Annotated in this window: 20 protein-coding genes; 12 read left to right on the top strand and 8 right to left on the bottom strand. The window is 72.6% G+C overall.

From position 1 onward, the window contains the following. Positions 1–126 precede the first annotated feature (126 nt). Complete coding sequence (locus OG413_RS33950) at positions 127–1,887, top strand: acyl-CoA dehydrogenase (RefSeq protein WP_266812270.1); 1,761 nt, start codon at positions 127–129, stop codon at positions 1,885–1,887. 147 nt (positions 1,888–2,034) lie between these two features. Here the strand turns inward: OG413_RS33950 and OG413_RS33945 are convergent, their stop codons facing one another. Next, positions 2,035–2,388, bottom strand: coding sequence for a DUF6204 family protein (locus OG413_RS33945; protein WP_266812268.1), 354 nt, complete (start codon positions 2,386–2,388; stop codon positions 2,035–2,037). A 283-nt stretch (positions 2,389–2,671) separates the two neighbouring features. On the opposite strand from OG413_RS33945, the gene OG413_RS33940 reads away from it, so the two are divergent. Next, entirely contained in the window at positions 2,672–4,639 is a 1,968-nt protein-coding gene (locus OG413_RS33940; protein ID WP_266812266.1) for a DUF5107 domain-containing protein, read from the top strand. A 23-nt stretch (positions 4,640–4,662) separates the two neighbouring features. Here OG413_RS33940 and OG413_RS33935 read toward each other — a convergent pair whose 3' ends face one another. From OG413_RS33935 to OG413_RS33925, 3 genes are all read right to left on the bottom strand, one after another. Beyond that, on the bottom strand, positions 4,663–5,016 hold the full coding sequence (locus OG413_RS33935) for a VOC family protein (protein WP_266812265.1): 354 nt from the start codon (positions 5,014–5,016) through the stop codon (positions 4,663–4,665). 117 nt (positions 5,017–5,133) lie between these two features. Further along, the gene (locus tag OG413_RS33930; protein ID WP_266812264.1) at positions 5,134–5,943 is read right to left on the bottom strand and encodes a class I SAM-dependent methyltransferase; all 810 of its coding nucleotides are present in this window, start codon (positions 5,941–5,943) and stop codon (positions 5,134–5,136) included. A 109-nt stretch (positions 5,944–6,052) separates the two neighbouring features. Next, positions 6,053–7,513 (bottom strand): bifunctional phosphatase PAP2/diacylglycerol kinase family protein, encoded by a 1,461-nt coding sequence (locus OG413_RS33925; RefSeq protein ID WP_266813250.1) that lies wholly within the window; start codon positions 7,511–7,513, stop codon positions 6,053–6,055. Positions 7,514–7,772: 259 nt separating this feature from the next. Between OG413_RS33925 and OG413_RS33920 the strand changes: the two genes are divergently transcribed. The 3 genes from OG413_RS33920 (at position 7,773) to OG413_RS33910 (ending at position 11,292) form a co-directional block, all read left to right on the top strand. Beyond that, a complete protein-coding gene (locus OG413_RS33920) occupies positions 7,773–8,621 on the top strand; it encodes an SMP-30/gluconolactonase/LRE family protein (RefSeq protein ID WP_266812262.1) in 849 nt (282 codons plus the stop codon). A gap of 153 nt (positions 8,622–8,774) precedes the next feature. Then, positions 8,775–10,130 (top strand): pyridoxal phosphate-dependent aminotransferase, encoded by a 1,356-nt coding sequence (locus OG413_RS33915; RefSeq protein WP_266812261.1) that lies wholly within the window; start codon positions 8,775–8,777, stop codon positions 10,128–10,130. Positions 10,131–10,191: 61 nt separating this feature from the next. After that, entirely contained in the window at positions 10,192–11,292 is a 1,101-nt protein-coding gene (locus tag OG413_RS33910; protein WP_266812260.1) for an MBL fold metallo-hydrolase, read from the top strand. Here OG413_RS33910 and OG413_RS33905 read toward each other — a convergent pair. Then, entirely contained in the window at positions 11,240–11,869 is a 630-nt protein-coding gene (locus tag OG413_RS33905; protein ID WP_266812259.1) for a DedA family protein, read from the bottom strand. The two genes, OG413_RS33910 and OG413_RS33905, sit on opposite strands and share 53 nt — an antisense overlap. Then, positions 11,866–12,642 carry an MBL fold metallo-hydrolase gene (locus OG413_RS33900; protein WP_266813248.1) on the bottom strand — a complete coding sequence of 259 codons (777 nt, stop codon included), beginning with the start codon at positions 12,640–12,642 and terminating at the stop codon, positions 11,866–11,868. The genes OG413_RS33905 and OG413_RS33900 overlap by 4 nt, the downstream gene beginning before the upstream one ends. A 186-nt stretch (positions 12,643–12,828) precedes the next feature. Here OG413_RS33900 and OG413_RS33895 point away from each other — a divergent pair, with 186 nt between their 5' ends. Both OG413_RS33895 and OG413_RS33890 read left to right on the top strand, forming a co-directional pair. Beyond that, positions 12,829–13,233 carry a hypothetical protein gene (locus OG413_RS33895; RefSeq protein ID WP_266812258.1) on the top strand — a complete coding sequence of 135 codons (405 nt, stop codon included), beginning with the start codon at positions 12,829–12,831 and terminating at the stop codon, positions 13,231–13,233. Between the two features lie 195 nt (positions 13,234–13,428). Then, positions 13,429–15,579: a phage holin family protein gene (locus OG413_RS33890; RefSeq protein WP_266812256.1), complete on the top strand. Its 2,151-nt coding sequence runs from the start codon at positions 13,429–13,431 to the stop codon at positions 15,577–15,579. Between the two features lie 25 nt (positions 15,580–15,604). Here the strand turns inward: OG413_RS33890 and OG413_RS33885 are convergent, their stop codons facing one another. Continuing rightward, positions 15,605–16,657 carry an isopenicillin N synthase family oxygenase gene (locus OG413_RS33885; RefSeq protein ID WP_266812254.1) on the bottom strand — a complete coding sequence of 351 codons (1,053 nt, stop codon included), beginning with the start codon at positions 16,655–16,657 and terminating at the stop codon, positions 15,605–15,607. A 310-nt stretch (positions 16,658–16,967) separates the two neighbouring features. On the opposite strand from OG413_RS33885, the gene ligA reads away from it, so the two are divergent. The 5 genes from ligA (at position 16,968) to OG413_RS33860 (ending at position 24,126) form a co-directional block, all read left to right on the top strand. Next, positions 16,968–19,082 carry an NAD-dependent DNA ligase LigA gene (ligA, locus tag OG413_RS33880; protein WP_266812252.1) on the top strand — a complete coding sequence of 705 codons (2,115 nt, stop codon included), beginning with the start codon at positions 16,968–16,970 and terminating at the stop codon, positions 19,080–19,082. Between the two features lie 255 nt (positions 19,083–19,337). Further along, the gene (locus tag OG413_RS33875; RefSeq protein ID WP_266812250.1) at positions 19,338–20,189 is read left to right on the top strand and encodes a rod shape-determining protein; all 852 of its coding nucleotides are present in this window, start codon (positions 19,338–19,340) and stop codon (positions 20,187–20,189) included. Continuing rightward, positions 20,186–20,842: a hypothetical protein gene (locus OG413_RS33870; protein ID WP_266812248.1), complete on the top strand. Its 657-nt coding sequence runs from the start codon at positions 20,186–20,188 to the stop codon at positions 20,840–20,842. The genes OG413_RS33875 and OG413_RS33870 overlap by 4 nt, the downstream gene beginning before the upstream one ends. Positions 20,843–20,877: 35 nt before the next feature. Further along, positions 20,878–23,226, top strand: a complete 2,349-nt coding sequence (gene secD / locus OG413_RS33865; protein ID WP_266812247.1) for a protein translocase subunit SecD — start codon at positions 20,878–20,880, stop codon at positions 23,224–23,226. A 159-nt stretch (positions 23,227–23,385) separates the two neighbouring features. After that, positions 23,386–24,126, top strand: a complete 741-nt coding sequence (locus tag OG413_RS33860; protein ID WP_266812246.1) for a YoaK family protein — start codon at positions 23,386–23,388, stop codon at positions 24,124–24,126. Here the strand turns inward: OG413_RS33860 and OG413_RS33855 are convergent. Further along, positions 24,116–24,943 (bottom strand): helix-turn-helix domain-containing protein, encoded by an 828-nt coding sequence (locus tag OG413_RS33855; protein ID WP_266812244.1) that lies wholly within the window; start codon positions 24,941–24,943, stop codon positions 24,116–24,118. The two genes, OG413_RS33860 and OG413_RS33855, sit on opposite strands and share 11 nt — an antisense overlap. Positions 24,944–24,961: the final 18 nt, after the last annotated feature.

Raw genomic sequence — 24,961 nt, 5'->3', positions numbered from 1 at the left:
CACGGGGTTTTCGGATTTTAATCGTGTTGATCATCACGCTGTCGTGACTGACCGTATGGGCTAGCGTGCCGAAGCGTGAATACTCAGAACTCATATGACCGGGGCACTTCCGCAGGTGAAGCGCTTGTGCGGGCTCTTTTCGGCGACCGGCTGGAGAAGGTGCACGAGCCTTGGCGTGATCTCTTCCGCGCCGAGCGGTTCGGCTACCGGGAGGGGCTGACGCCCCATGAGCGCGCCACTCTGTCCTATCAACGGTTACGCGCTGTCAACGCCGCCATGGACAGTCCCGAGGAGCTCGTGACCGACGTGGAGCGTCTCAGCGCGTTCCATGAGTGGGCCGGACCCGCCGACCCCGGAATGGCGACCGTGGCGAGTATCCACTACAACCTGTTCCTCGGCAGCCTCCTTGATCTCGGACCCGGGCAGGAGCGGGACCTGCGCGAATACATCGGAATGGCTCGCACGGGAACTTTTCTGTGCACCGAGGTCGGACACGGCAACAGCGCCTCGCAGCTGGAGACGACAGCTGTGTACGACGCGACGGCCGGCGAATTCGTCCTGCATACGCCGACACCCGGCGCACGCAAATTCATGCCGAACACCAGCTCGACCGGAGGCCCCAAGACCGGGGTCGTCGCGGCCCGGCTGATCACGGACGGCACGGACCGGGGTGTCTTCCTGTTCCTCACGCCGCTCAGCGACGACACCGGGTGCCCGTTGCCGGGAGTGGAGATACGCAGGCTGCCGCAGACCGCCAGCAGCCCCGTGGACCACTGCGTCACCTCGTTCACCCACGTCCGCCTGCCGCACGACGCACTCCTCCAGGGCGATCACGGGCGGCTCACGGCGGAGGGTGTGTTCAGCAGCTCCATCGGCAGCCCCCGCATGCGATTCCTGCGCTCCATAGGCCGCGTCACCACCGGAAAACTCTGCATGAGTGCCTACAGCCTGGGAACCGCCCGCCAGGCCCTGGCCGTGGCCATGCGTCACGCTCACACCAGGCACACCGCGAGCGTGACCCCGCGCAGGACCGTCCCCCTGTTCGCCCATCGCAGCCACCACGCCCCGCTCCTCGACGCCATCGCCACGACCTACGCCGCGACCCTGCTGCACCGCACGGCCCTGCGACGGTGGGCGGAGGGAACGGAGGACCGACGCGAGGACGCTGAGCGATTCATCGCCATAGCCAAGGGCTGGATAACGTGGCAGGCGCGCGCTGTCATGACCGAGTGCCGCGAGCGCTGCGGTGCACAGGGACTTCTCCTGGCCAACGGAATCGCCGGCCAACTGGCGGCCAATGAGGGCACCATCACGGCGGAGGGGGACAACCTGGTCATCTGGGTCAAGGCGGCCGGCGAGATGCTCCTCGGCCACTTCACTCCGAACGAGACCAGCGCTACTCCGCCCGGCGACCGCGAACTCACCGATCCGGCCTTCCTCCAGGAGCTCCTGGAGGACATCGAGCGCATCTGGCATCAGCGGGCGCGAACCCGCCTGCGCGGTGCCGAGCCCGGCAATCCGCTCAACCGCTGGAACGTGGCCGTCACTCCCGCCCTCAAGCTGGTCGACGCCCATGCCCACCGACAGGCCGCCGAAGCCCTGCTGGCAGCCGCCGAGCAGACTCATGACCCGGACGCTCAAGAGATCCTGCGATCTCTGCACCGTCTGTTCGCTCTCCGTCAGGTCAGCGGCCACAGCGGAGACCTGCTCGCCGAAGGGCACCTGACGCCCGACCAGGTCAGGTCGCTCCCCGACCTCGCCGAGGAGACGGTCGCCGATCTCGTGCCGAGCGCGATGACCCTCAGTCAGGGGCTCTTCGTCGCCGACGACGTACTCCTCCGCTACCCCATCAATCAGCCGGACACTGTGGGATGCCACGAGTCCTGAGGGCCGTCCCTTGAGTTCTCCAGTGACTTTCAGCTCTGTCGGGAGGGACGTTCGCCGGACGATCCGGTGCGCGGACCGGTAAGCCCCGACAGAGCTGAAGGCAAGGATTCCCTGCCCAGAGCCCCTGCGGCAGCGTTCGGCCCGGCGTCACGCCGCGCCTGAGCCGCGCCGCCCCTTGTGGTTGACCTTCATCGTGTCCATGTCCGTCACAGTGGAGCGCAGGTCGCCGTGCGGGTACCCCCGCTCCTTCAGCGCGCTCTCCGCCCGGTCCTCGGCGATGGCCGCCGCCATCTCCTCGCCGTCCGCCGCGTCGGACACCACTACATAGCGGAAACTGAAGTGCTTGAGCACGGCGTCGTAGGCCAGCGTGCCCTCCTCGGTGAACCGCATCGCCGTCAGACCGTGCTCCTCCACCTCCGACAGCAGCCGGGCCCGGTCCCCGTCCGTCAGCCTCTCCCAGGTACCCCGCACGATCACCCGGTACGTGTGCTGCGTGCCCATCGTGTTGCCGCCCTCCGCTCGAAACAGCCGAGAGGCAAGGCTACGGCGGCAGTGCCGCAGGGCACCGGGAATATTCAACGGAGGGCGGAGGGCGGAGGGCGGAGAGCGGAGGGCAGACGGGGGAGGGCGGAAGGCGGGCGCCCGGCGGTCCGGAGGGGGCGATCGGCGGGCTCTTTGCCGAAGTCGCACGGCTTCGCCCCTGGTCGGGGCGGCATCCAACGTGTTCCATGGTCATCGGGGGCGCCCGGACCTGTGGCGGCCCGTGCGAGGGAGCGAGGTTGCCTTGGCCACGACCGTACGACGTGCCGTACTGACTCTGCCCGCAGCACCACGGGGACCGGAGAACCCGCTGCCCGCCCTGCGGACGCTCGACGAGCCGCATGCCGTCGACGAGCGCGAGCGGGCCGACCTGCCCCGGGACATGGCGCGTCAGCTCGGCCACGAGCCGCTGCGCACCGTCCTGCCGGTACGCGTCCTGGATGGATACGGACGTGAGCGCACCCCCACCGAGCTGGACGCGATCGTCATCGAGAACGACCGGCTGCGCGCGACCGTGCTGCCCGGTCTCGGCGGCCGCGTCCACTCCCTGCACCACAAGTCGACCGGCCGCGAGCTGGTCTACCGCAACCCCGTCCTCCAGCCCGCCGACTTCGCGCTCAACGGTGCCTGGTTCTCCGGCGGCATCGAATGGAACATCGGCGCCACCGGCCACTCCACCCTCTCCTGCGCACCCGTCCACGCCGCCCTGGTCCCCGCCCCGGACGGCGGCCGGATGGTCCGGCTCTGGGAGTGGGAGCGGCTGCGCGACCTGCCCTTCCAGGTGGATCTGTGGCTGCCCGACGACTCCGACTTCCTGCACGTCGGCGTACGGATACGCAATCCGCACGAGCATCCCGCGCCCGTCTACTGGTGGTCCAACATCGCCGTCCCAGAGAGCGAGGGCACCCGCGTACTGGCCCCCGCCGAGGAAGCCTGGCACTTCGGGTACGAGCGGACCCTGGACCGGGTCGCCGTCCCGGAGACCGGCGGCACCGACGTGACGTACCCGCTGCGCAGCACCTACCCGGCCGACTACTTCTACGAGGTGCCCGACGGCGCCCGCCGCTGGATCGCCGCCCTGGACGAGGACGGTCACGGACTCGTCCAGACCTCCACCGATCTGCTGCGCGGCCGCAAGCTCTTCCTCTGGGGCAGTGGTGCGGGCGGACGCCGTTGGCAGCAGTGGCTGACCGAGCCGGGCACCGGGGGCTATGCCGAGATCCAGGCCGGGCTCGCCCGCACCCAGCTGGAGCACGTCCCCCTCGAACCGGGCGCCGAGTTCAGCTGGCTGGAGTCGTACGGTCCACTCTCCGCGGACCCCGCCACCGTGCACGGCGCGGACTGGACCGCCGCCCGCGCCGAGACCGAACAGCGGCTCGCCGCGGTCCTGTCGCGCACCGACGTCGAGGAGGCGTACGCGGCCTGGCGGCCGTTCGCCGACGCCGAGCCGGTGGAGGTGCTCGCCACCGGATCCGGCTGGGGCGCCCTGGAGGTGAAGCGGGCCGGTCTCACACTTCCCGGCACTCCCTTCGCCGAGTCCACGCTCGGTGAACAGCAGGAACCCTGGCTGGAGTTGCTGCACCAGGGCGCCGTGCCCCGGCCGCGCCGGGCCGGCCCGCCCGGACCCACGCTGGTCTCGCCGCACTGGCGCGACATGCTGGAGACCGCGCCCGCCGACCCGCTCACCGAATACCACCTCGGGATCGCCCAGTGGCACGCCGACGACCGCGCCCAGGCCGTCCGCAGCTGGGAGCGCGGCCTCGCCCTCGCGCCGTCCCGCTGGCCGCTGCTGCGCTGTCTGGCCGTCGCCGCCCAGGACAGCGGCCAGGTGTCCCGCGCCGCCGATCTCTACACCGAGGCGTTCGACGACCTCTGCGGGGAACGCGCCGACGAGGAGTGCTGGTCCGCCGCCACCGCGGCCCTCGCCCGCGAGGCGATCGAGGCCCAGCTCGCCGCCGGGCGGCCGACGGCGGCGCGCACCGTCCTGGCGGCCCTGGACCCGGCCGTCCGTGAACGCGGCCGGTTCCGGCTCCTCGACGCCCGCGTCCTGGTCGCCGAAGGGGAGACCGCGGCGGCGCGGGCGCTCTTCGACGCCGGGTTCGAGGTCGCCGACCTGCGCGAGGGCGCCGAGATCCTGGGCGACCTCTGGGCCGCTGTCAGCGAGGAGCCGTTGCCGGACGCGTACAACTACCGGATGCGCCCGAAGCGCTGAGGACGCGCCCCCGGGCGGCCGGGTCAGGCGGGTGCGTTGCGGTCGACGTACTCGAAGACCGAGCCGTCCGGGTGCAGCGCGATGAGGTTGCGGCCGGCCGGGGTCGGCACCGGGCCCGCCACGATGTGGGCGCCGACCCGGGTCAGCGCCGCGTGGGCCGCGTCGACGTCCTTGACCGCGATCGTCGCACTCACCTTGCGCAGCACCTCAAGCTCCGACTCCGGACCGCTCATCAGCAGAAAGCAGCCGATCGCGGCGACCGAGACCCCGCCGCGCTCGAAGCGCAGCGCCGGGATGCTCGTGAGGCTCTCGTAGAAGGCCACCGAGGCCTCCAGGTCGTCGACGCAGATGCGCAGCGTGGTTCCGATGATTTCCATGCGTACGAGGGTAGTTGGCGACCCCTGGGCATGTGATCGCTTCCGGACGACGGGCGGGTGGCCGACTGGCTGGGCGTAACCGCCGTGGCCCTCACCCGATGGGGCCGCCGCCGGACGTCAGGCGCGGCACAGCAGTTCACCGTGCGGGACCATGAACCAGCCGTCGTCCTCGGCGCCCCAGGCACGCCAGGCCGCCGCGACGGCCGTCAGTCGCTCCGTGTCCGCGTGGCCGCCCTCCACCGCCAGCTTCGCGTACACCGATCCGGTCGTACGGTCGGCCCACAGCGCGCTCCACCAGTCGCGGGACTCCGGCGTGGCGAAGCACCAGGCGGCAGCCGTCGGGGTGAGGTCGGTGAAGCCGGCCCGCCGGGCCCAGGAGACCAGCCGTCGGCCCGCGTCGGGCTCGCCCCCGTTGGCGCGGGCCACCCGCCCGTACAGCTCCTGCCACTCGTCCAGGCCCGGCACTTCCGGATACCAGGTCATCGCCGCGTAGTCGCTGTCGCGCACGGCGACGAGGCCGCCCGGCCGGCAGACGCGCCGCATCTCGCGCAGCGCCCGCACCGGATCGCCCACGTGCTGGAGCACCTGATGGGCGTGGACGACGTCGAAGGAGTCGTCCGGGAAGTCCAGTGCGTGGACATCGGCGGTGGCGAACGTGACGTTGTCCAGGCCGCGCTCGGCGGCGACCGCGGCGGCCTGGTCGAGGATGTCGCGGCCGGTGTCGACCGCGGTCACCGGGCCGGGCGCGACCAGCGCGGCCAGGTCGGCCGTGATGGTGCCGGGGCCGCAGCCGACATCCAGTACCGCGAGGCCGGGGCGGAGTTCGCCGATCAGGTAGGCCGCCGAGTTGGCGGCGGTCCGCCAACGGTGCGAGCGCAGCACCGACTCGTGGTGGCCGTGCGTGTAGACGGCGGTCTCCTTCGGCATGGCCGTGGGTCCTCTCTCGACGTGTTCTCTCGCAAGCGGTGCGGCCACGGTACGCCGCGATGTCGCATAATGAGATACGCGTCTTACGATGTGGGCAGGCCGGTCTCTGTCACACGGGCATGGGGCAGTAGACGGTGAGCGCTTCCGTCAGTTTGTCGATCGTCAACTCCGTTTCCGAGTGGGCCACTTCACCGTCGTACGCATACGGGGTCCCCGGTGTCAGGCCGGCGATCCGCACCCGGCGCCGACGTACCGCCGCATGGACGGGGGAGCGGGTCAGCGGACCGGCCACCGCCGCCGCCAGCAGTCGCAGGCCCGGAGTCCGGCCGCCGTGGACCGCCCTGATGTCCAGCAGGCCATCCGCCAGGTTGTGCCGCCGCCCGGGTGCGGGCCCCACCCGCTGGAAGAGCCCGTTGCCCACGAACAGGAGCCACAACGGCCGTCGTTTGCCCTGTAGTTCGGCCTCCAGCGGGCGCCGGCCGCGCAGTACTTCGAAGGCCGCCAGGACCCCGGCGGGCCAGCCGCCGATGCGGGGCGCCCAGTGCTCCCGGGTCCGTACGAGCTCCGGATAGACCCCCAGGCTGAACGCGTTGAGAAAGTAGCCGTCCGCCCCGCCGGGCCCCTCGGGGCCGGGCCGGAACCGGCCCAGGTCCACCCGGACCGCGTCCCCCGAGGTGAGGGCGGCAGCCGTGTCGTGCACCGTCTCGATGCCCAGGTCGTACGCGAAGTGATTGAGGGTTCCACCGGGAAAGACGGCGAGCGGCATCCCGTGCGTCGCCGCGACGGACGCCGCCAGATTCACCGTGCCGTCACCCCCGCAGATCCCCAGCGCCCGGCCCCGGTCCGCCGCCTCGGCCAGCGCCCCGGACAGCTCGTCGGGCGCGCACTCCACGACCTCGGCCAGCGGCAGCGCCTCGCGCACCAGCGAGGCGGTCGCGGTGGCCGTGCCGGACTCCTGGTTCACCACGACAACCAGGTCCTTTCCGGCGGGCAGCGCGGGAGCCGTCGCCGGAGGACGGCCCGGCGCGGGCAGCTGACCCCGCGTCGGTACGACTCCGCGCAACGCGAACGCCGCCCCTATGCCGAGCGCCGCACCGGCCAGCACATCGCCCGGATAGTGCACCCCCGTGTAGACGCGGGAGGCGGCCACCGCCACCGCGACCGGGGCGACGACCGCGCCCCAGCCCTTCGACTCCAGGGCGACACCCGTGGCGAAGGCGGCAGCGGACGCCGCGTGCCCGGAGGGGAAGGACGTGGTGAACGGCTGCCGCTTGAGCTGCCGCACCACCGGAACCAGATCCAGTATCGGCCGCTCCCGGCGCACCGCCCGCTTGCCGACGGTGTTGATCGCGGCCGAGGCGACGGCCAGCGACGCGACGCCGCGCAAGGCCGCCCGGCGTGCCCGCGCGCTGCTGCCCAGCGCCGCCATACCGGCCGCGGCGCCGAACCAGAGCAGCCCGTGATCGGCGGTGCGGCTCAACCTCGGCAGCACCTGATCGGCGCCCGGCCAGCGTCGGCCGGCGACGCCGCGGAACAGGGCGAGGTCGCGGCTGTGCAGCAGGCCGCGCAGCCGGGCGGGGACGGGGAGGGAGACGGAATAGGAGGCCGAGAAGGGGATGGAGGGTTCGGTGCTCGCGGTAGACATGGGTCAGCGAATACCCGGCCCGGCCCCGATGAACCGGCAGGCGCGCCGAGACGATGGCCACACACCCGGGAACGGCGGGCCCCGGAGAGCGGGGGCCCGGTCAGGGATCCGTACGATGACCGGGGCGTCGAACGCGTGTAGCAGGGGCGATCACGGTGCGGCCCGGACACCACCTGGAGCAGTCATGAACGTCGTACCGGAAGTGGCCGTGCGCGAACAGGCGCAGCTCGGCGAGGGGCCCACCTGGGACCCGGCCACCGGGCGCCTGATCTGGGTCGACATCCTCTCCTCCCGCATCCACACCTACGATCCGGAATCCGGCCGCCGCACCGTCATGGCCACCGGGCAGCAGGTCGGAGCGGCGAAGCCGCGGGCCGGTGGCGGACTGGTCGTCAACCTGCGCGAAGGCATCGGCCGCTACGACGCGGAAGGCGCCTTCTCATGGCTGTTGCACGACCCGGTCGCGGGACGGCGGGGCAACGATGCCGCCGTGGCGCCGGACGGGGCGCTGTGGGCGGGCACCATGCGCGACAACGAGGCCGAGATCGGCGGTGGCCTCTACCGCGTCGCGCCCGACGGCACGGTGACGGACACGGTGGGCGCGGTGGCGTGCAGCAACGGCACCGGGTGGAGTCCGGACGGCCGGCTCATGTACTACATCGACACCCCCACACTCCGTATCGACGTCTTCGACGTGGACGGCGAGCGGGTGCGCGACCGCCGCCCGTTCGCGACGATCGAACCCGGTGCGGGCGCCCCCGACGGACTGACCGTCGACGCCGAGGGCTGCGTCTGGGTCGCCCTCTGGAACGGCTCGGCACTGCGCCGCTACGCCCCCGACGGCAGGCTGGAGCGGATCATCGGGCTGCCGGTCCGACGCCCGACGGCGTGTGCGTTCGGCGGCAGGGATCTGCGCGATCTCTACATCACCTCCGCCCGTACGGGCGGAGGTGCCCCGCACCCGCTCGCCGGATCGCTGCTGGTGCTGCCGGACGCGGGGCTCGGCCTGCCGGGCACTCCGTTCGCGGGCTGACCGAGAGCGCGCGCATCCCGCGTGCCGCCGTCCCCCGCTCGCACAATTGGGCGGGCGCCCCGCCCCAAACCTCCGTATAAAGGCCCTGAGAGCGGCGTGGGCACGAGGCGAGGACGGACGGGGACGGCCGGCGGAGGCGGAGGAGGGCCCGGGATGCACCGGACCGAGGACACCGGACAGGGCGACCGGAGCGAGCGGACCGGCGAGCAGTACGGGCAGGACGGACGAAGAGGGCAGGACGGGCAGGACGAACGAAGCGGGCAGGCGCGACGAAGCGGGCAGGACGGATCCCTTCCGCCTCATCCGCGTGGGGACCGTGGCCCCGTCCGGTACGGTCCGCCCGCCCCCGACCCCGGCCTGCCCGTACTGCCCGAGCTGGCGGATGTCCTGGCCGCCGCGGCCTCCCGTGCCCTTCCCGAACCACCCGGCGGCGGAACCGCCCTGCGCGAGGCGGCCGTCTCCTACTGGGCGCGGCGCGGGCTGCGGGGCGGCCCGCGGCACGTCGCGGCCGCACCCGGCGCCCAGCCCCTGCTCCTCGCGCTGATCGCCGCACACGGCGGCGACGTCCTCATGCCGCGTCCCTGCCCCGCCACCTGGACGCCGCAGGCCCGGCTGCTCGGCCGGCCCGCCTACCATGTGCCGACCCCGGCCGAATGCGGTGGCGTACCCGATCCGTACGCCCTGCTGGAGACCGTGCGCCGGGTGCGGGCCGAGGGCGGCCGGCCCCGGCTGCTGCTGATCTCCGTGGCGGACGACCCGACCGCCACCGTCGCCCCGCCCGAACTGGTCCGCGAGGCGTGCGAGGCCGCGGTCGCCGAGGGGCTGCACATCATCAGCGACGAGACCTGGCGCGACACCCTGCACCGCCCCCACGACACGGTCCTGCTGAGCCCCGCCGAGATGTGCCCGGACGATGTCACGGTGCTGAGCGACCTGGCCGGTGCGCTGACCCCGGCCGCCTGGCCGGTGGCGATCGCCCGATTCCCGGACACCGAGCGGGCCGCCGTGCGCCACGCCCGTACGCTCGACGTCCTCACCGCGTCGGGAGCCCTGGTCGCCGGGCCCGTCGCGCGGGCCGCCGCCCACGCGCTGCGGGAGCCGGAGTCCGTCACGGCCAGGATCCGGCAGGCCGCGGAGCTCCAGGCCCAGGTCGCCTCCGCCGCGCACCGCGCGGTGCTCAGCTCCGGCGCGCTGGCCAGACCCCCGCAGGCGGGCCGCCATCTCTACGCCGACCTCGGCCCACTCCGCTCCCGGCTGGTCTCCCGGGGCGTCACGGACTCCATGGAGCTGGAGGAGTACCTGACGGCCCGTCTCGGTGCCCCGGCCCCCGGCGGACACCGGTTCGGGGACGAACCGGGCGCGCTGCGGGTGCGGCTGGGCACCGGGCCGCTGCTCGGGTCGACCCCCGGGCAGCAGTGGGAGTCCCTCACCGCTGTGGAGCCCTTGAAATTGCCGCACGTGGCGGCGGCGCTGAGTATTTTCGCAGCGGCCTTCGACGAGCTGAGATGACCGACGGGCTGAGACGACGACCGGCGAACCGAGACGAAACTCTGCCGACAGGAGCCTCTCGATGACGGAACAGAGCGAGCGCGCTCCCACCGGGGCGGGCGAGGTGGCCCGGACCACGGCCCCGGGCCACCCCGGCGAGGACACGGCGGCGCGTCCTCCCGGCGAGGTCAGAACCTGGCCCCGTACGTTCGCGGACCGCCTCACCGCGCCCCTTCCGGGTGTCAGGGGCATGACTCGACTGGCCCGCGAGCGCTCCTTGCGGCCCAACGCCGAGGGCCTGCGCGGCATCCACCGGCTGCCGTACGCCCCCGCGCCCCTGCCCGTTCCCGCCACCGGCACGGTCGCCGTCACCTGGGCCGGACACGCGAGCTGGATCGTCCGCATCGGCGGGCTCACGGTCCTGACCGACCCCGTCTGGTCCCGGCGCATTCTCGGCACCCCGGCCAGGATCACGCCGGCGGGCGTCCGCTGGGAGGATCTGCCGCCCGTGGACGCGGTCGTGATCAGCCACAACCACTACGACCACCTCGACGCCCCCACCCTGCGCCGGCTGCCGAGGGAAACCCCGTTGTTCGTCCCCGCGGGTCTCGGCCGCTGGTTCCGGCGCCGCCGCTTCACCCGCGTCACCGAGCTCGACTGGTGGGAGTCGGCGGAGCTCGACGGTGTCCGCTTCGACTTCGTCCCGTCCCACCACTGGTCCAAACGCACGCTCATCGACACCTGCCGGTCCCTCTGGGGCGGCTGGGTGCTCGGCGACCGGCAGGGCACCGGGCAGCGGATCTACTTCGCCGGGGACACCGGATACGGCCACTGGTTCAAGGAGATCGGCCGCCGCCACCCCGGTCTCGATCTGGCCATGCTGCCGATCGGAGCGTACGAACCACGCTGGTGGCTCGCCGATGTGCACACCGACCCCGAGGAGGCCGTACAGGCGTACGAGGACCTCGGGGCCCGCGCCATGGCACCGATGCACTGGGCGACGTTCCTGCTCTCCGCCGAGCCGGTGCTCGAACCGCTCACCCGGCTCCGAACCGCCTGGCGGCGGGCCGGTCACCCGCGCGAACAGCTCTGGGACCTGCCCATCGGCGCCTCGCGCGTACTCGACGGCGTCAGTGGCCGAGCCTCGTCCGCAACCTGCGCCACACCGCCGGAGCCGCGCTGATCAGCAGCGTCAGACCGACCGCCGCGACCACCCCCTGCCACGGCTCGGGGAAGAGCGAACCGCCCAGAATGCCGATCAGCTGATACGTCGCCGCCCACGCCAGGCACGCCGGTACATCACCCCGCGCGAACCGACGCAGCGGCATCCGGCCGAGCAGACAGGCCAGCATCACCGGAATCCGCCCGGCCGGCACCAGCCGGGACAACACCAGCACCATCGCCCCGTGCTCCTGGAGCTTTTGCTGAGCCTGGGCCAGCCGCTCCGGAGCGGCCCGGTCGCTGATCGCCCTGAGCCACTTCGAACCGTTCTTGGAGCGGACCCCGCGCTTCCCCAGCCAGTACAGGCAGATGTCCCCGAGGAACGCGGCGGCCGACGCCACGACGAACACCACGAGCAACGCGAAGGGTGCCGTCTGATGGAACGCCACCACCGCCGCCGAACTCACCAGCGCACCCGTCGGCACCACCGGAACCAGCGACCCCAGGGCCACCAGAAGGAACAACGACGGATAGCCGACCGCCTGCTGCGTCGCCTCCGTCGGCAGCTCCCGCACCGCTCCCTGGATCGCGTGGATCACCGGCCGGCCTCCGGCCGAACCCGCTCGCCGTGCCCCAGCAGGTGCACCGCCACCTCCGGGGCCAACAGCGCCGCCTGCCGGACGAACTCGTCGCCCGGTGAGTGGAACTCGTGCGGCCGCACACCGTCCATCCCGATCGGCCAGTACGTGCCGTAGTGCACGGGCACCGCCGAACTGGGCTCCAGCCGGGTCAGCGCCTCGGCGGCACGGGCCGGGTCCAGATGGCTGTGCCCGAGGTTCGGCCCCCAGCCGCCCACCGGCAGCAGCGCCACGTCCACCGGACCCACCGCTTCGGCCATCCCGTCGAACAGACCGGTGTCCCCGGCGAAGTACGTCCGTGCCTCCCCCTCGACCACATAGCCGAGCGCGGGGACCCGACGCGGACCGACCGGCAGCCGCCGCCCGTCGTGCAGCGCGGGGACCGCCCGTACCCGTACCTCGCCGACCCGCACCACGTCGCCCGGCGCCACCTCGCTGATCCGGAGCTCGCGCGTCCGTCGCAGCATCCGCAGCCCCGCCACGGCGGCCACCGCTCCGCTCGGCACGATCAGCCGGCTGCCGGGAGCCAGCCGCGCCAGCGACGGAAGATGCAGATGGTCGGAGTGCAGGTGCGAGATCAGGACCACATCGGCCACCGCCGCACGGGGCGGCGGAACCTCGCCCCGGCGGCGGCGCAGATGCGCGAAGCGCCGTACGAACAGCGGATCGGTCAGCAGCCGGACGCCGGAGTCCTCGACCGTGCAGGTGGCATGACCCCACCAGGTGACCTCCACCGGCACGCCCCGCCTCCTCGCTCGTCCCCCTGTGAATCCCGTCCCCGGGTACGAGCCTAAGCGCCGCGCGCCGTCGGCACGCCGGTGCACGCCTTGCCGGTCCCTTCCGCACAGGTGCGACCGGTTACGGACGGCTACCGACGGGGTAGGGTCGGGCGCAGAATTCCTAGTGCGGGGGGACCGTCCATGGGAGACGTACGGGTGGCGGCCATCGCCAGTCTCACGCCGCTCGAAGAGCTCGACGGCGATCCGTTCCTCGTCGACACCCGCGGCCAGCAGGCCATGTGCGCCCGCTGGGCGGCGGGCCGGGGCTACGTCATCACCCGGCAGCTCCGCGTCTACGGGCTGCGCCCCGACCACTACGCCCTGTGGAACGACGTCGAGGACGGCCAGGTCGACCTGTTCGTGGCGCCCAACGGCCGGGTGCTCGCCCGCGCGCTCACCTCGGTCCCCGAATTCACCGCGGAGTGCGAGCGGCGCGGCGTACGACTGGAGCTCGCCGGTCTGGACGAACCGCAGTACACCGCACGGTCGAAGGCCAGCGTCCACCGAAGGCTCTCCATGCCCACCGCCGGTTACGACGGCTGTTGATCCGGCTGCTGATCCGGCCGTTGATCACGCCGGGGGCCCGCCCGGTCAGGACAACCGCTGATCAGCCCGGCCGCCGCCCCCGTCACCGCCGCCCCCGTCACCGCCGTCCCCGTCGGCGCCGTCGCCCGTGGGCACCGCTGTGAAAGGCTGGGTCCGGGCCCACGACGGCCGGGCCCGGACGTGAGGTGGAACGGCGTGGGTGACGGGCGATGGCGTACGGCTGGCAGAGCCCTGATGCGCGTGATCGCGGTGTGGGCGGTGTCCACCCTGACGATGCTGGCGCTCGCCGGGATCCTGCCCGACTTCCAGCTCCAGTCCGACGACGGCGACAGCATCACCAAGACCGCGTTCACCGCCGCCTGGGGCGCGGGCGCGTTCGGCCTGCTCTCCGCGCTGGTCTGGCCCGTCCTCGTCCGGGCGCTGCTCATCGTGCCCGCCCTCGTCCTCGGGCTGCTGGTCTTCTTCCTCAACGGCTCCCTGCTGCTGATCGCCCTGCGGCTCATCCCGGACGGGCGCGGCGCGGCCGACCCGGAGACGGCGGTGGTCGTCGCCGCCGTCATGTCCGCCGTCGCCTCCGCGACCTCCACCGCCCTAGCGGTCCGGGACGACGACGCCTACCGGCGCAGGCTCTCCCGGCTCGCCGACCGGCGCCGCCGCCGCAGCGGCACGGCCGGTACCGCTGACGGCGGTCGCGGCGGACCGCCCGGCACCGTCTTCCTCCAGCTCGACGGCGTCGGCCATGACGTCCTGACCGGGGCGGCGGCCGACGGACTGATGCCGACCGTGGCGGGCTGGATCGCGGACGAGTCCGGCCACCGGCTCACCCCCTGGCGCACCGACTGGTCCAGCCAGACCGGTGCCAGCCAGCTCGCCATCCTGCACGGCAGCAACCACGACGTGCCCGCCTTCCGCTGGTACGAGAAGGAGACCGGCACCGTCATGGTCTCCAGCAGACCGGCGAGCGCCCTCGAAATGCAGCGCCGGGCCATCAGGCGCACCCGCGACGGCGGACTGCTCACCGTCGACGGCGCGAGCCGTGGCAACCTCTTCAGCGGCGGCGCCGACCAGCTCGCCCTCGTGCTCTCGATGGCCGCCCGGCGCGGCAAGGGACGGCGGTCCCGCGCCGGGTATTTCGCGTACTTCTCCGACCCCGCCAACGCCGTCCGTACCGCACTGTCCTTCGTCGCCGAGGTCTGCCGCGAGATCGGCCAGTCGACCAGGTCCCGGGTGCGCAAGGACACGCCCAGGATCAAGCGCGGCGGGCTCTACCCCTTCATCCGGGCGTTCGCGACCGTCGTCGAACGCGATGTGGTGGTCTCCGCCGTCATCGGCGACATGTTCGCCGGACGCACCGCCGTCTACGCCGACCTCGTCGCCTACGACGAGGTCGCCCATCACTCCGGGCCGCACAGCCGCGACGCGGAGAAGGTCCTCGTACGGCTCGACCGCTCCCTCGCCCTCATCGCCAAGGTCGCCGAGCACACCCCTCGGACCTACCGGATCGTGCTGCTCTCCGACCACGGCCAGAGCCCGGGGGAGACATTCGCCGGAACGTACGGGCTGACCCTCAAGGACCTGGTACGCGCGGGCTGCGGGCTGCCCGTACCGCGCAGGGCGCAGCGCACCCGCAGTGCTTCGGAGGCGCGCGACGCGGTACGGATCGCGCTGCACCGCCCGGTGGAGGAGAAGGAGGCCGAACACCGGGCCAAGTCCTCCGACCCGATCGTGCTCGCCTCCGGCAACCTGGGGCTGCTGTCCTTCCCGGACATCGAGGGCCGCGCCTCGCGCGAACAGCTCGACCGCCGCCACCCCGCGCTGCTCAGCACGCTCGCCAACCATCCGGGGATCGGTTTCCTCCTCGTACGCAGCGAGGAACACGGCTCCGTGGTGCTGGGTCCGGGCGGGGCCGAGGTCCCGGTGCGGGAGCTGGCCGACGGCGCGGGGCCGCTGGCCGTCTTCGGCGCGGGTGCGGCGGCCGCCGTACGGCGCACCGACACCTTCCCGCACGTCGCGGATGTGATGGTCAATTCGATGTACGACCCCGACACCGGCTTCGTCCACGCCTTCGAGGAGCAGATCGGCTCGCACGGCGGGCTGGGCGGTGAGCAGTCGCGCCCCTTCCTGCTGTGGCCGCGCGCCATGACGGACCCGCTCGACATCGTCGCCGCCGAGGCCGCCCGGGGCACGCCCCCGCCGTCCGGGGGCGGCCTGGTGGGCGCCGAGGCCGTGCACCGGGTACTGAGCCGTTGGCTGAGCGAACTCTCGGGGCCGCAGGTGCCGTTGCGTTCGGAGGGTTTCACCGGGGCGGCGCGGGCGGACGAGCCCTTCCCGGGCACCGACGGTTGAGGCGAGCCCTGGACCCGCGCGATGTTCAGCCGGTGCGCGGGCCCGCGAAGTTGGCGCTGATCCGCTGCCGCAGATATTCACCGGCGGTGATCGGCGGATAGCTGGAGCCGGGGCTCTCGATCACCACGTCGTGGTTCGCCTGGGCGAAGAACGCCAGGCTGTAACGGGCGCCCTGGTATTCGTCCGGGCCCGGATTCCGCACCCGGTGGAAATTCGACGGCAGCCGGTCATCGCTCCAGCGCATCAGCATGTCGCCGATGTTGCAGGTGATGGAATCCGCGGACGGCACGATCGGCGTCCATTCCCCGGCCTCCGCCTCCTTCCCCGGGCAGACCTGGAGGCCGCCCTGCCCTTCCTGCTGGAACAGCAGGGTGAGGCAGTCGAAATCGGTGTGCGCACCGGCGCGCCAGGTGTCCATGGAGCCACGTGCATGGGTCGGGATCGCGAAATAGTGCAGCATGCGCAGAGTGCTGCGATACGAATCCGCCGACGGGTCGTGAGCGGCGTCGAAGAAGTCCGTGGCGAATCCCAGCCGGTCGGAGAAGCAGGACAGCACCCGCATGGCGACCTGCCGGCACCGCGCCTCGAATTCCAGGACGGTCGTCCGGAATCCCGCGATCTCACTGTTGTCGGGCCAGAGCCCCGTCATGAGCGGGCGGGTGACCTGGTACGACTCCTTGGTGTCCGGAGTGCCGATCGAAGGGCGTACCTGACTCCGGCTCTCCCGGCCGGAATTCGTTCCCTTCCGCAACGGGTACGTGGCCTTGACCTCTTCGGGAAGGGCGAAGAACGCCTGCGCGGCGGCGAATGCCCGGTCGATGTCACTCTGTTCGATGCCGTGGTGGTAGATCTGGAAGAAGCCGACGTCGGTCGCCGCCTCCCACAGTTCCTGGGTGATGTCGGCCCTGCGCCGGTCGAAGTCGGAGAGATCGATACGCCGGATCTCCCGGTCGGACACCTCGGTGCCCCGGCCGCCCATCCGGCTTTCCCTGTCGAGTTCGCTGAGTCCGTAGGACGGGGGCGAGGACGGGGATGGGGATGAGGGCGGGGGAGTGAGCGGGGAAGGGTGTGCGTTCACAGCGGCAGTGCTCCGTTCCGGAGGTCACCTTCAATGGCTGACGGAGTGCAGTCACCGCCCCCGCACTCCCACCGGGCTCCGGGAGCGAATCCCCCCGGCCTCGGCCACGATCCGGTCGTGGGCCGGCACGCGATGCGTGCGCGATGCGGGTGACTCTGCCGCGGCCGTGTTTCGGGGAGGGGACGCGGCGTCGACTTCGCCGTTACGCACAGGGCGCGGCGGACGACCGGTCCTGTGGACCCGTCCTGCGGACCGGCCCCGTAGATCCGTCCATCGGGCGTTGTCAGTGGTGGGCGGCAGGATGGTGGCCATGACGAACTCAGCTGTTGTGCTCGCCGACGCGTCCTCCTACGCCGCCGCTGTCGACCAGGCGTCGCAGGCCGCCGCCGCGTACTACGCCACGGGTGAGAGCCCGCTCGACGACGACGCGTACGACCGGCTGGCGCGCGGGATCGCCGCGTACGAGGACGCGCACCCGCAGGAGGTGCTGGCAGCCTCGCCGACGGGCAAGGTCGCGGGCGGCGCGGCCGTCGGCGACGTACCGCACACGGTGCCCATGCTGTCGTTGGACAACGTCTTCTCCGCCGAGCAGTTCGCCACCTGGACCGCCTCCCTGGAGCGGCGGATCGGCAGACCGGTGGCCGCCTGGAGCGTGGAGCCCAAGCTCGACGGCCTCGCCGTGGCCGCCCGGTACGAGCGGGGACGGCTCGACCGGCTGATCACCCGGGGCGACGGCACCGCGGGCGAGGACGTCTCGCACGCCATCGGTACGGTGCTCGGCCTCCCCGAGCGGCTCGACGCACCGGTCACGATCGAGGTGCGCGGCGAGATCCTCATGACGGACGAGCAGTTCGAACAGGCCAACACGGTCCGTACGGAACACGGCGGAGCCCCCTTCGCCAATCCGCGCAACGGGGCGGCAGGCACCCTGCGCGCCAAGGACCGGCCCTACCGGGTGGAGATGACCTTCTTCGCGTACGGCGCGCTCGCGCTGCCCGGTTCCGGTGAGCTGACCGACACCCTGGCCGGGCTGCCGCACAGCGAGGTCCTGGCGTACGTCGCCGGGCTCGGCGTGCACACGGCGGCGGACACGGACGTCGCCCCGCGCACGGTCACCACGGTCGAGGCGGTGCAGTCGAGGGTGGCGGAAATCGGCGCCCTGCGGGTCTCGTTGCCGTTCGGTATCGACGGCATCGTCATCAAGGCGGACCTCGCCGCCGACCAGCGCGAGGCCGGTTCCGGGACCCGGGCGCCGCGCTGGGCCATCGCGTACAAGCTTCCGGCCGTGGAGAAGGTCACCCGGCTCCTGGCCGTCGAGTGGAATGTGGGCCGCACCGGCATCATCGCGCCGCGCGCGGTGCTGGAGCCCGTCGAGATCGACGGGTCGACCGTCGGCTACGCCACCCTGCACAACCCGGCCGACATCACCCGCCGCGATCTCCGGCTCGGGGACCAGGTGATGGTCTACAAGGCGGGCGACATCATTCCGCGCATCGAAGCGCCCGTCGCGCACCTGCGGACCGGTGACGAGCAGCCGATCGAATTCCCCGCGAGCTGCCCGCAGTGCGGCTCCGAGATCGACACGAGCGAGCAGCGCTGGCGCTGCACCCGGGGCCGCGACTGCCGGCTGGTCGCCTCCGTGTCCTACGCCGCCGGCCGCGACCAGCTCGACATCGAGGGACTGGGCGCCACGCGCGTCGTCCAGCTCGTCGACGCGGGGCTGGTCACCGATTTCGCCGACCTCTTCACCCTGGAGCGGGAACAGTTGCTCACCCTGGACCGGATGGGCGAGACCTCCACCGACAATCTGCTGGCCGCCATCGAGACGGCCCGGACCCGCCCGCTGTCCCGCGTCTTCTGCGCCCTGGGCGTACGGGGCACGGGGCGTTCCATGTCCCGCCGGATCGCCCGCTACTTCGCGACCATGGACCGGATCGTCGCCGCCGACATCGAGACGCTCCAACTGGTCGACGGCATCGGCAAGGAGAAGGCCGCGGGCGTGGTCGCCGAGCTGGCCGAGCTGGCCCCGCTGATCGAGAAGCTGGTGGGCGCCGGAGTCAACATGACGGAGCCCGGCGCCACGCCGCCGCCGGAGCCCGGGACCGAGGAGGACGGGGAAGCGGGCGGGGAAGCGGGCGCGCACGCCGCCGACGCGCTCTCGGACCTGCCGCTGGACGGGATGACCGTGGTGGTCACCGGGGCCATGACGGGCAGTCTGGAGAAGCTGTCCCGCAACCAGATGAACGAGCTGATCGAGCGGGCCGGCGGGAAGTCCTCCTCCAGCGTCTCCAAGCGCACGAGCCTCCTGGTCGCCGGGGAGAAGGCCGGATCGAAGCGGACCAAGGCGGAGGACCTGGGCGTCCGGATCGCGGCACCGGACGAATTCGCTGAACTGCTCGCCTCGTTCCTGAGCGAGGAGGCGTGAGGGCGCGCGTGCGCGTGCCCTCACGCCGATGCGTCCCGTGCCGTACGCCGGATGACGCGTCCCCGTGCCGCACGCCCGATGACGCGTCCCCGTGCCGCGCGTCACGTGGTGGGTGTCCGGTGACGGGGCCTTTGAATAGGTAAGGAAGTGGCTTTCCTTGCCTCGGTATTGCATAGTGAGGGCTCGGTCATGCCTCGCTATCAGCGGGTCAGTGGTGAGCGGACGGCTGTGGTGGCAGGCCGGGGGTGAGGAGCGATGAGTTCTTTGCGCGACGGACAGCGCTACGTCCGGTCCGTCCATCGGGAGACCCCGGTGCTCCGGGCACACCGCGACCACCTCTCACGCGGCAACCGGCCCGTCGCCACGAGGGGCCTCGCCCTCGACCTCGGCAGCTCCCGGACCCGTGCCTGGGTCCCCGGACACGGCCTCGTGGCCGACCCGGTCCCGGACGACGGCTCCCTCCGGCCCGTCCGACGCGGCCGCATCGTCGACCCCGAGTCCTGCGGCAGGCTGCTCAGCCGCATCGCCGACGCGGCTCTCGGCACCGACCGCAGTGACAGCGTGATCGTGCTGAGCCATCCGGTCCTCGCCGGAGCCGAGCACCGCACCGCGGCGCGCGAACTGCTCGCCGCGCTCGGTCCGACGAGTGTCGTCGTGCTCAACAGCGCCCGCGCCGCCGCGGCCTACGCCGGACCGCCGGACAGCGGCCCCCTGCTCGTCATCGACATGGGCGCCGAGCTGACCGAAGTGACCCTGCTCGTGGACGGCATGGTCGCCGACGCCCGCCAGGCCGAGTCGGGGCTCAGCGACCTGGACCCGGCCACGCTGCCCGCGGCACTCGTCCGCACCGTGCTCGACATGATCATGTCCATGTGGCGGCAGGACCGGCACGGCACGGTCCTGGGAGCCCTGCGCAAGGGCCCGGTCCTCGCCGGAGGCGGCGCGCTGCGCCCCGACATCACCGACCGGCTCGCACTCCGTCTCGGGGTACGGGTCCGTCTCGCCGACGACCCGTCGACCACCGTCGTACGCGGCGCCGGGCTGATCCTCAGCTCCGTGCTCCGCCACGCCGCCACCCCGGCCGTTCTGCCCGGCCCGCCGAGGTGACCCCCTTCCCGGAGCCGGGCCGGGGGAGCACGCACCGGCGCGGACGACCGGACGCGGCGGCGCGGCGGGCACGGCACGCCCTGGCCGCGCTGCTCCTCGCCGTCCTCACCCTGGTCGGCGGCGCGCCCGCGGCCGCCGGTGCCGCGATCCCGGTCCGCGCCCTCACGGGGCCGGCCCCCGTCGCCGCGTACGCACCCGTCGCCCCCGCCCCCGCCCCCGCCCAGCACACCGACCGGACCGTACGGACCGGCCAGATCCACGACACCCGCCGCTTCCGCACCGGGGCGACCGGCGGACACGACACCCGCACCGTCACCTCCGGCCAGGACACCCGTCGCGGGCGGACCGTCGTGGCCACCGGCCACGACCACCCCCGGGCCGCGGCCACCTCCGCCCCGCACCCCCGGGCGGGCATCACCCGGGCCCAGGCACCGAACCACTCGCCGCCGCCCGCCCACAGCGCGCTGCCGCCCCGCACGCCGGTCCTGCCCGCACCGCGCACCCTCACGCAATGCCGCTCCGAAGCCGCCTCCCGCGTACCCGACGGGAGCCCGGCCGGGCTCCCCGTCGTACGGGGTCCTCCCGGGACGACCGCCGGTCCGAGCACCGGTCACCGGTCCTGTCCCACAGACCTGCCGTCCCGTCCTCGCTGAGGTGAGGGCGGTAGACGCCCCACCGGAGGATTCCCATGACTCGCGCCACCGCGGTGCGAGCGGTTCTGGCTGCCGCCGTACTGCTCGTCTCCGTGTTCATCACGCTGACCATGTCACCCAGACTCGGCCTCGATCTCCAGGGCGGCACCCGTATGGTGCTCCAGGCCAAGGACTCCGCCACGACCCGGGCGGACCGGGAGAGCACCGACCGCACCCTGGAGGTGCTGCGCCAGCGCATCGACTCCCTCGGCGTTTCCGAACCGACCCTGACCCGTTCCGGCGAGGACCGGATCATCGTCGAACTCCCGGACGTCCAGGACCCGCGCCAGGCCGCCGAGGTGATCGGCAGAACCGCCCAGCTGAGCTTCCACGCCGTACAGGGACCGGGCGCCGCGACGGACACCAGCCCCGAATCCACCAGCAAGGACCCGAGCTCCGAACCCACGGGCAAGGCACCCACCGCCAAGAAACCCCTGACGCTGCCCGACGAGCAGGGCCGCCCGCTCGCCCTGGGCCCCGTGCGGCTCTCCGGCGCGGGCGTCAAGGACGCCACCGCCACCTTCGACACCGAGGGGGGCGCCGGGTGGACCGTCTCGCTCGACTTCGAGAAGGCAGCGGGCCGGGACTGGACCAAACTGACCGGTGAAGCCGCCTGCCACCCCGCCCAGGACGACCGGCGACGGGTCGCCATCGTTCTCGACCAGCAGGTGATCTCCTCGCCGCAGGTCGACCCGTCGATCGGCTGCGACGTCGGACTCCCGTCCGGGACCACCCGGATCACCGGTTCCTTCAGCGCCGACGAGGCCCGCGACCTGGCCCTGCTCATCAAGGGCGGCGCGCTCCCCGTACCCGTCGAGATCGTCGAACAGCGGACCGTGGGCCCGACGCTCGGTGCCGAGGCCATCGACGCCAGCGCCAGGGCGGCACTCATCGGAGCCGCCGCCACCGCGCTGTTCATCACCTTCGTCTACCGGCTCTTCGGGGCCCTCGCCGCCGTGGCCCTCGCCGCCTACGGGGTGATCTCGTACGCCGCGCTGGTCGCGCTCGGCGTCACCCTCACCCTCCCCGGTCTCGCCGGATTCGTGCTCGCCATCGGCATGGCCGTCGACGCGAACGTCCTGGTCTTCGAGCGCGCCCGAGAGGAGTGCGCCGCCCGGCCGAACGGCTCCCTGCGCTCCGCGCTCACCGCCGGATTCCGCAACGCCTGGAGCGCGGTCGCCGACTCCAACGTGACTACGCTGATCGCGGCGGGGCTCCTCTTCTTCCTCGGCTCGGGGCCGGTCAAGGGCTTCGGTGTCACCCTGGCCATCGGCGTCATCGCCTCGATGTTCTCCGCGCTCGTCATCGCCCGGGCGCTCACCGAGATCGCGGCGAACTCACGGTTCGTCAGCGACTACCGGGGCATCAACGGCATCGCACGCCCCGGCCGGGTACGGACCTGGCTGACCCGCCGCGATCCGCGGCTGTTCCGCTCGCCGCGCCGCTGGCTGCTGTTCTCCACGGCGCTGATCGCCGTCGCCGTGCTCGGCATCGTGGTCCGCGGGGTCAACCTCGGCGTCGAGTTCACCGGTGGCCGTCTCGTCGAATACTCCACCAGCCGCCCCGTCGACGTCGACACGGCCCGCACCACGCTGGCCGCCGCGGGCTTCGGCGACGCAGAGGTCACCACCGCGGGCGCGGGCGACCTCTCCGTACGCACCGGGAAGCTCGACAACGACGGGGAACACGCCCTGCGCGCCGCGCTCGCGGCCGAGGGCGGTGAGACCACCAAGGTGCGCGACGAACTGATCGGGCCCAGCCTCGGCGACGAGCTGCGGCGCAACGCGCTGATCGCCCTCGCGGTCGCCGTGTTCGTCCAGCTCGCCTATCTGGCGGTCCGGTTCCGCTGGACGTTCGCCGTGGCCTCGGTCGGGGCACTCGTCCACGACGTGATCATTCTCGTCGGCGCCTTCGCCTGGCTGGGACGTACCGTCGACGGCATCTTCCTGGCCGCGCTGCTCACGGTCATCGGCTACTCGGTCAACGACTCGGTAGTGGTCTTCGACCGGGTACGGGAGCTGTGGGCCAAGAGCCCTCGCGCACCGCTGGCCACCGTCGCCGAACGGGCCGTCCTGCAGACCGTTCCCAGAACCGTGAACACCGGTATGGGCGCCCTGTTCATCCTCGCCGCGCTCGCGGTGCTGGGCGGCGACTCGCTCGCCGACTTCGCGCTCGCCCTGCTCATCGGCGTCTGCGTCGGTACGTACTCCTCGGTGCTCACCGCCGTGCCGGGCGCCCTCGTGCTGGAGAAGGGCAGCAAGGCTCCGCCCCCGACCCGCGCGAAGGGCCGCCGCACAGCCCCGGCGCCCCGCCGCGCCCCGCTCGACAACGGCGCCCGGGTCTGACCCACCGCCGCCGACCCGCCGTCTCCGGCCAACCGCCTCCGATCCGAGCCGCCGCCCCGCCGCCCCCGCCGACCGCGGGGGCGGTGCGCGCGTCGGTCGCCGCCGACCGCACGCCCGGCACGGACAATCCGGACCACACCCAGTGATCGGAGCGTGCCCATGGCTGTCGTCCTGCGCGAGGCGTGGTCCACGGTCGTACCGGACCCGAACGACCGGCACGGCCCCCTCCCGCCCGTGATGCTCGCCCTGACCTTCGTCACCGGACTCGTCGACGCGGTCAGCTATCTGCTCCTGGGCCGGGTCTTCGTCGCCAACATGACCGGCAACGTGGTCTTCTCCGGTTTCGCCGTCGCCGGAGCCCCCGGCTTCTCACTGGCGGCCTCCCTGGTGGCGCTGGCCGCCTTTCTCACCGGGGCACTGACGGGCGGCCTGCTCGTCCACCGCACCCGCACCCACCGGGGCCGGATGCTTCAGTACGCGCTCCTGGCCGAGACCGTTTTCGTGGCGGCCGCGGCAGGCGTCACCCTGGTCTCCGGCACGCCGTACACGGGAGGGGTCAGGTTCGCCCTCATCGTGCTGCTCGGCCTCGGCCTCGGCGTGCAGAACGCGGCCTCCCGCGCGCTCGCGGTCCCCGACCTCACCACCACCGTGCTGACGCTCACACTCACCGGGGTCGCCTCGGACAGCCGTCCGGCCGGGGGAGGCGGGAGCCGTGCCGGACGGCGGGTCCTGTCCGCCGCAGCGATGCTGCTGGGCGCCATGGCCGGAGCCGCCGCAGTCCTGCACGGCCGGCCGACACTGCCCTTGGTGCTGACCGTGGTGATCCTCGCCGCCGCGAGCACGGTGGCGACGGTACTGGCCCGCAGCGACGCCCCCTGGACCGCGCCGCTCAAAAAGTGAGGGAGTGGAGATACGCGGCGGTCTCCCGGTCGGCGGGCAGGAACGTCTCGATGGCCAGCTCGGCGACCGTCACATCCATCGGCGTGTTGAACGTCGCGATGGAGGAGATGAACGACAGCACCCGCCCTTCGTGCTCGACCAGCATCGGCAGTGCGAACGCCGCCCGCCCGCCCCCGGCCGGGGGCGGGCCGGACGCGTACCCGTTCCGCTCGCCGGCGCCCCGCTCGGGCGGCGCATAGGCGGCGACCTCCTCGTGCAGGGCCCGCAGCTCCGGCGAACGGACCAGGGCGATCTGGCGCTCCATCTGGGCGAGCAGATCCGCCCGCCACTCCGGCAGATTCACGATGCGCGGGGCGAGACCCTCCGGATGCAGGGTGATCCGCATGGCGTTCGGCGGAGAGGTGAGCAGATGCTCGGCCACCCCCGTCATCAGCAGCGAGCTGGCCCGGTTGGCGGCCACCACGGTGTACATGCCGTCCAGGACGAGGGCCGGATACGGGTCGTAGCACTGGAGCAGCCGCTCCATGCCCTCGCGCAGCGCGCCCATCGACGGGTCGTCCAACGGTGTCTCGGTGTACCGGGGCGCGTATCCGGCCACCACGAGCAGGGCGTTGCGTTCCCGGACGGGGACGTCGAGGTGTTCGGCCAGCCGCAGGACCATCTCCTCGCTGGGCCGGGAGCGGCCCGTCTCGATGAACGAGATGTGCCGGGCCGAGGAGTCCGCGCGCAGGGCCAGCTCCAACTGGCTGATCCGCCGCTGTTGCCGCCAGCCTCGCAGCAGCGGCCCCACTCCCGTGTCACGCGCGACAGTTGTCATACCCAGACCGTAACGTCA

This window comes from Streptomyces sp. NBC_01433 (assembly GCF_026340105.1).
Taxonomy (GTDB): domain Bacteria; phylum Actinomycetota; class Actinomycetes; order Streptomycetales; family Streptomycetaceae; genus Streptomyces.
This window is presented reverse-complemented; position numbering and strand designations above follow the sequence as displayed.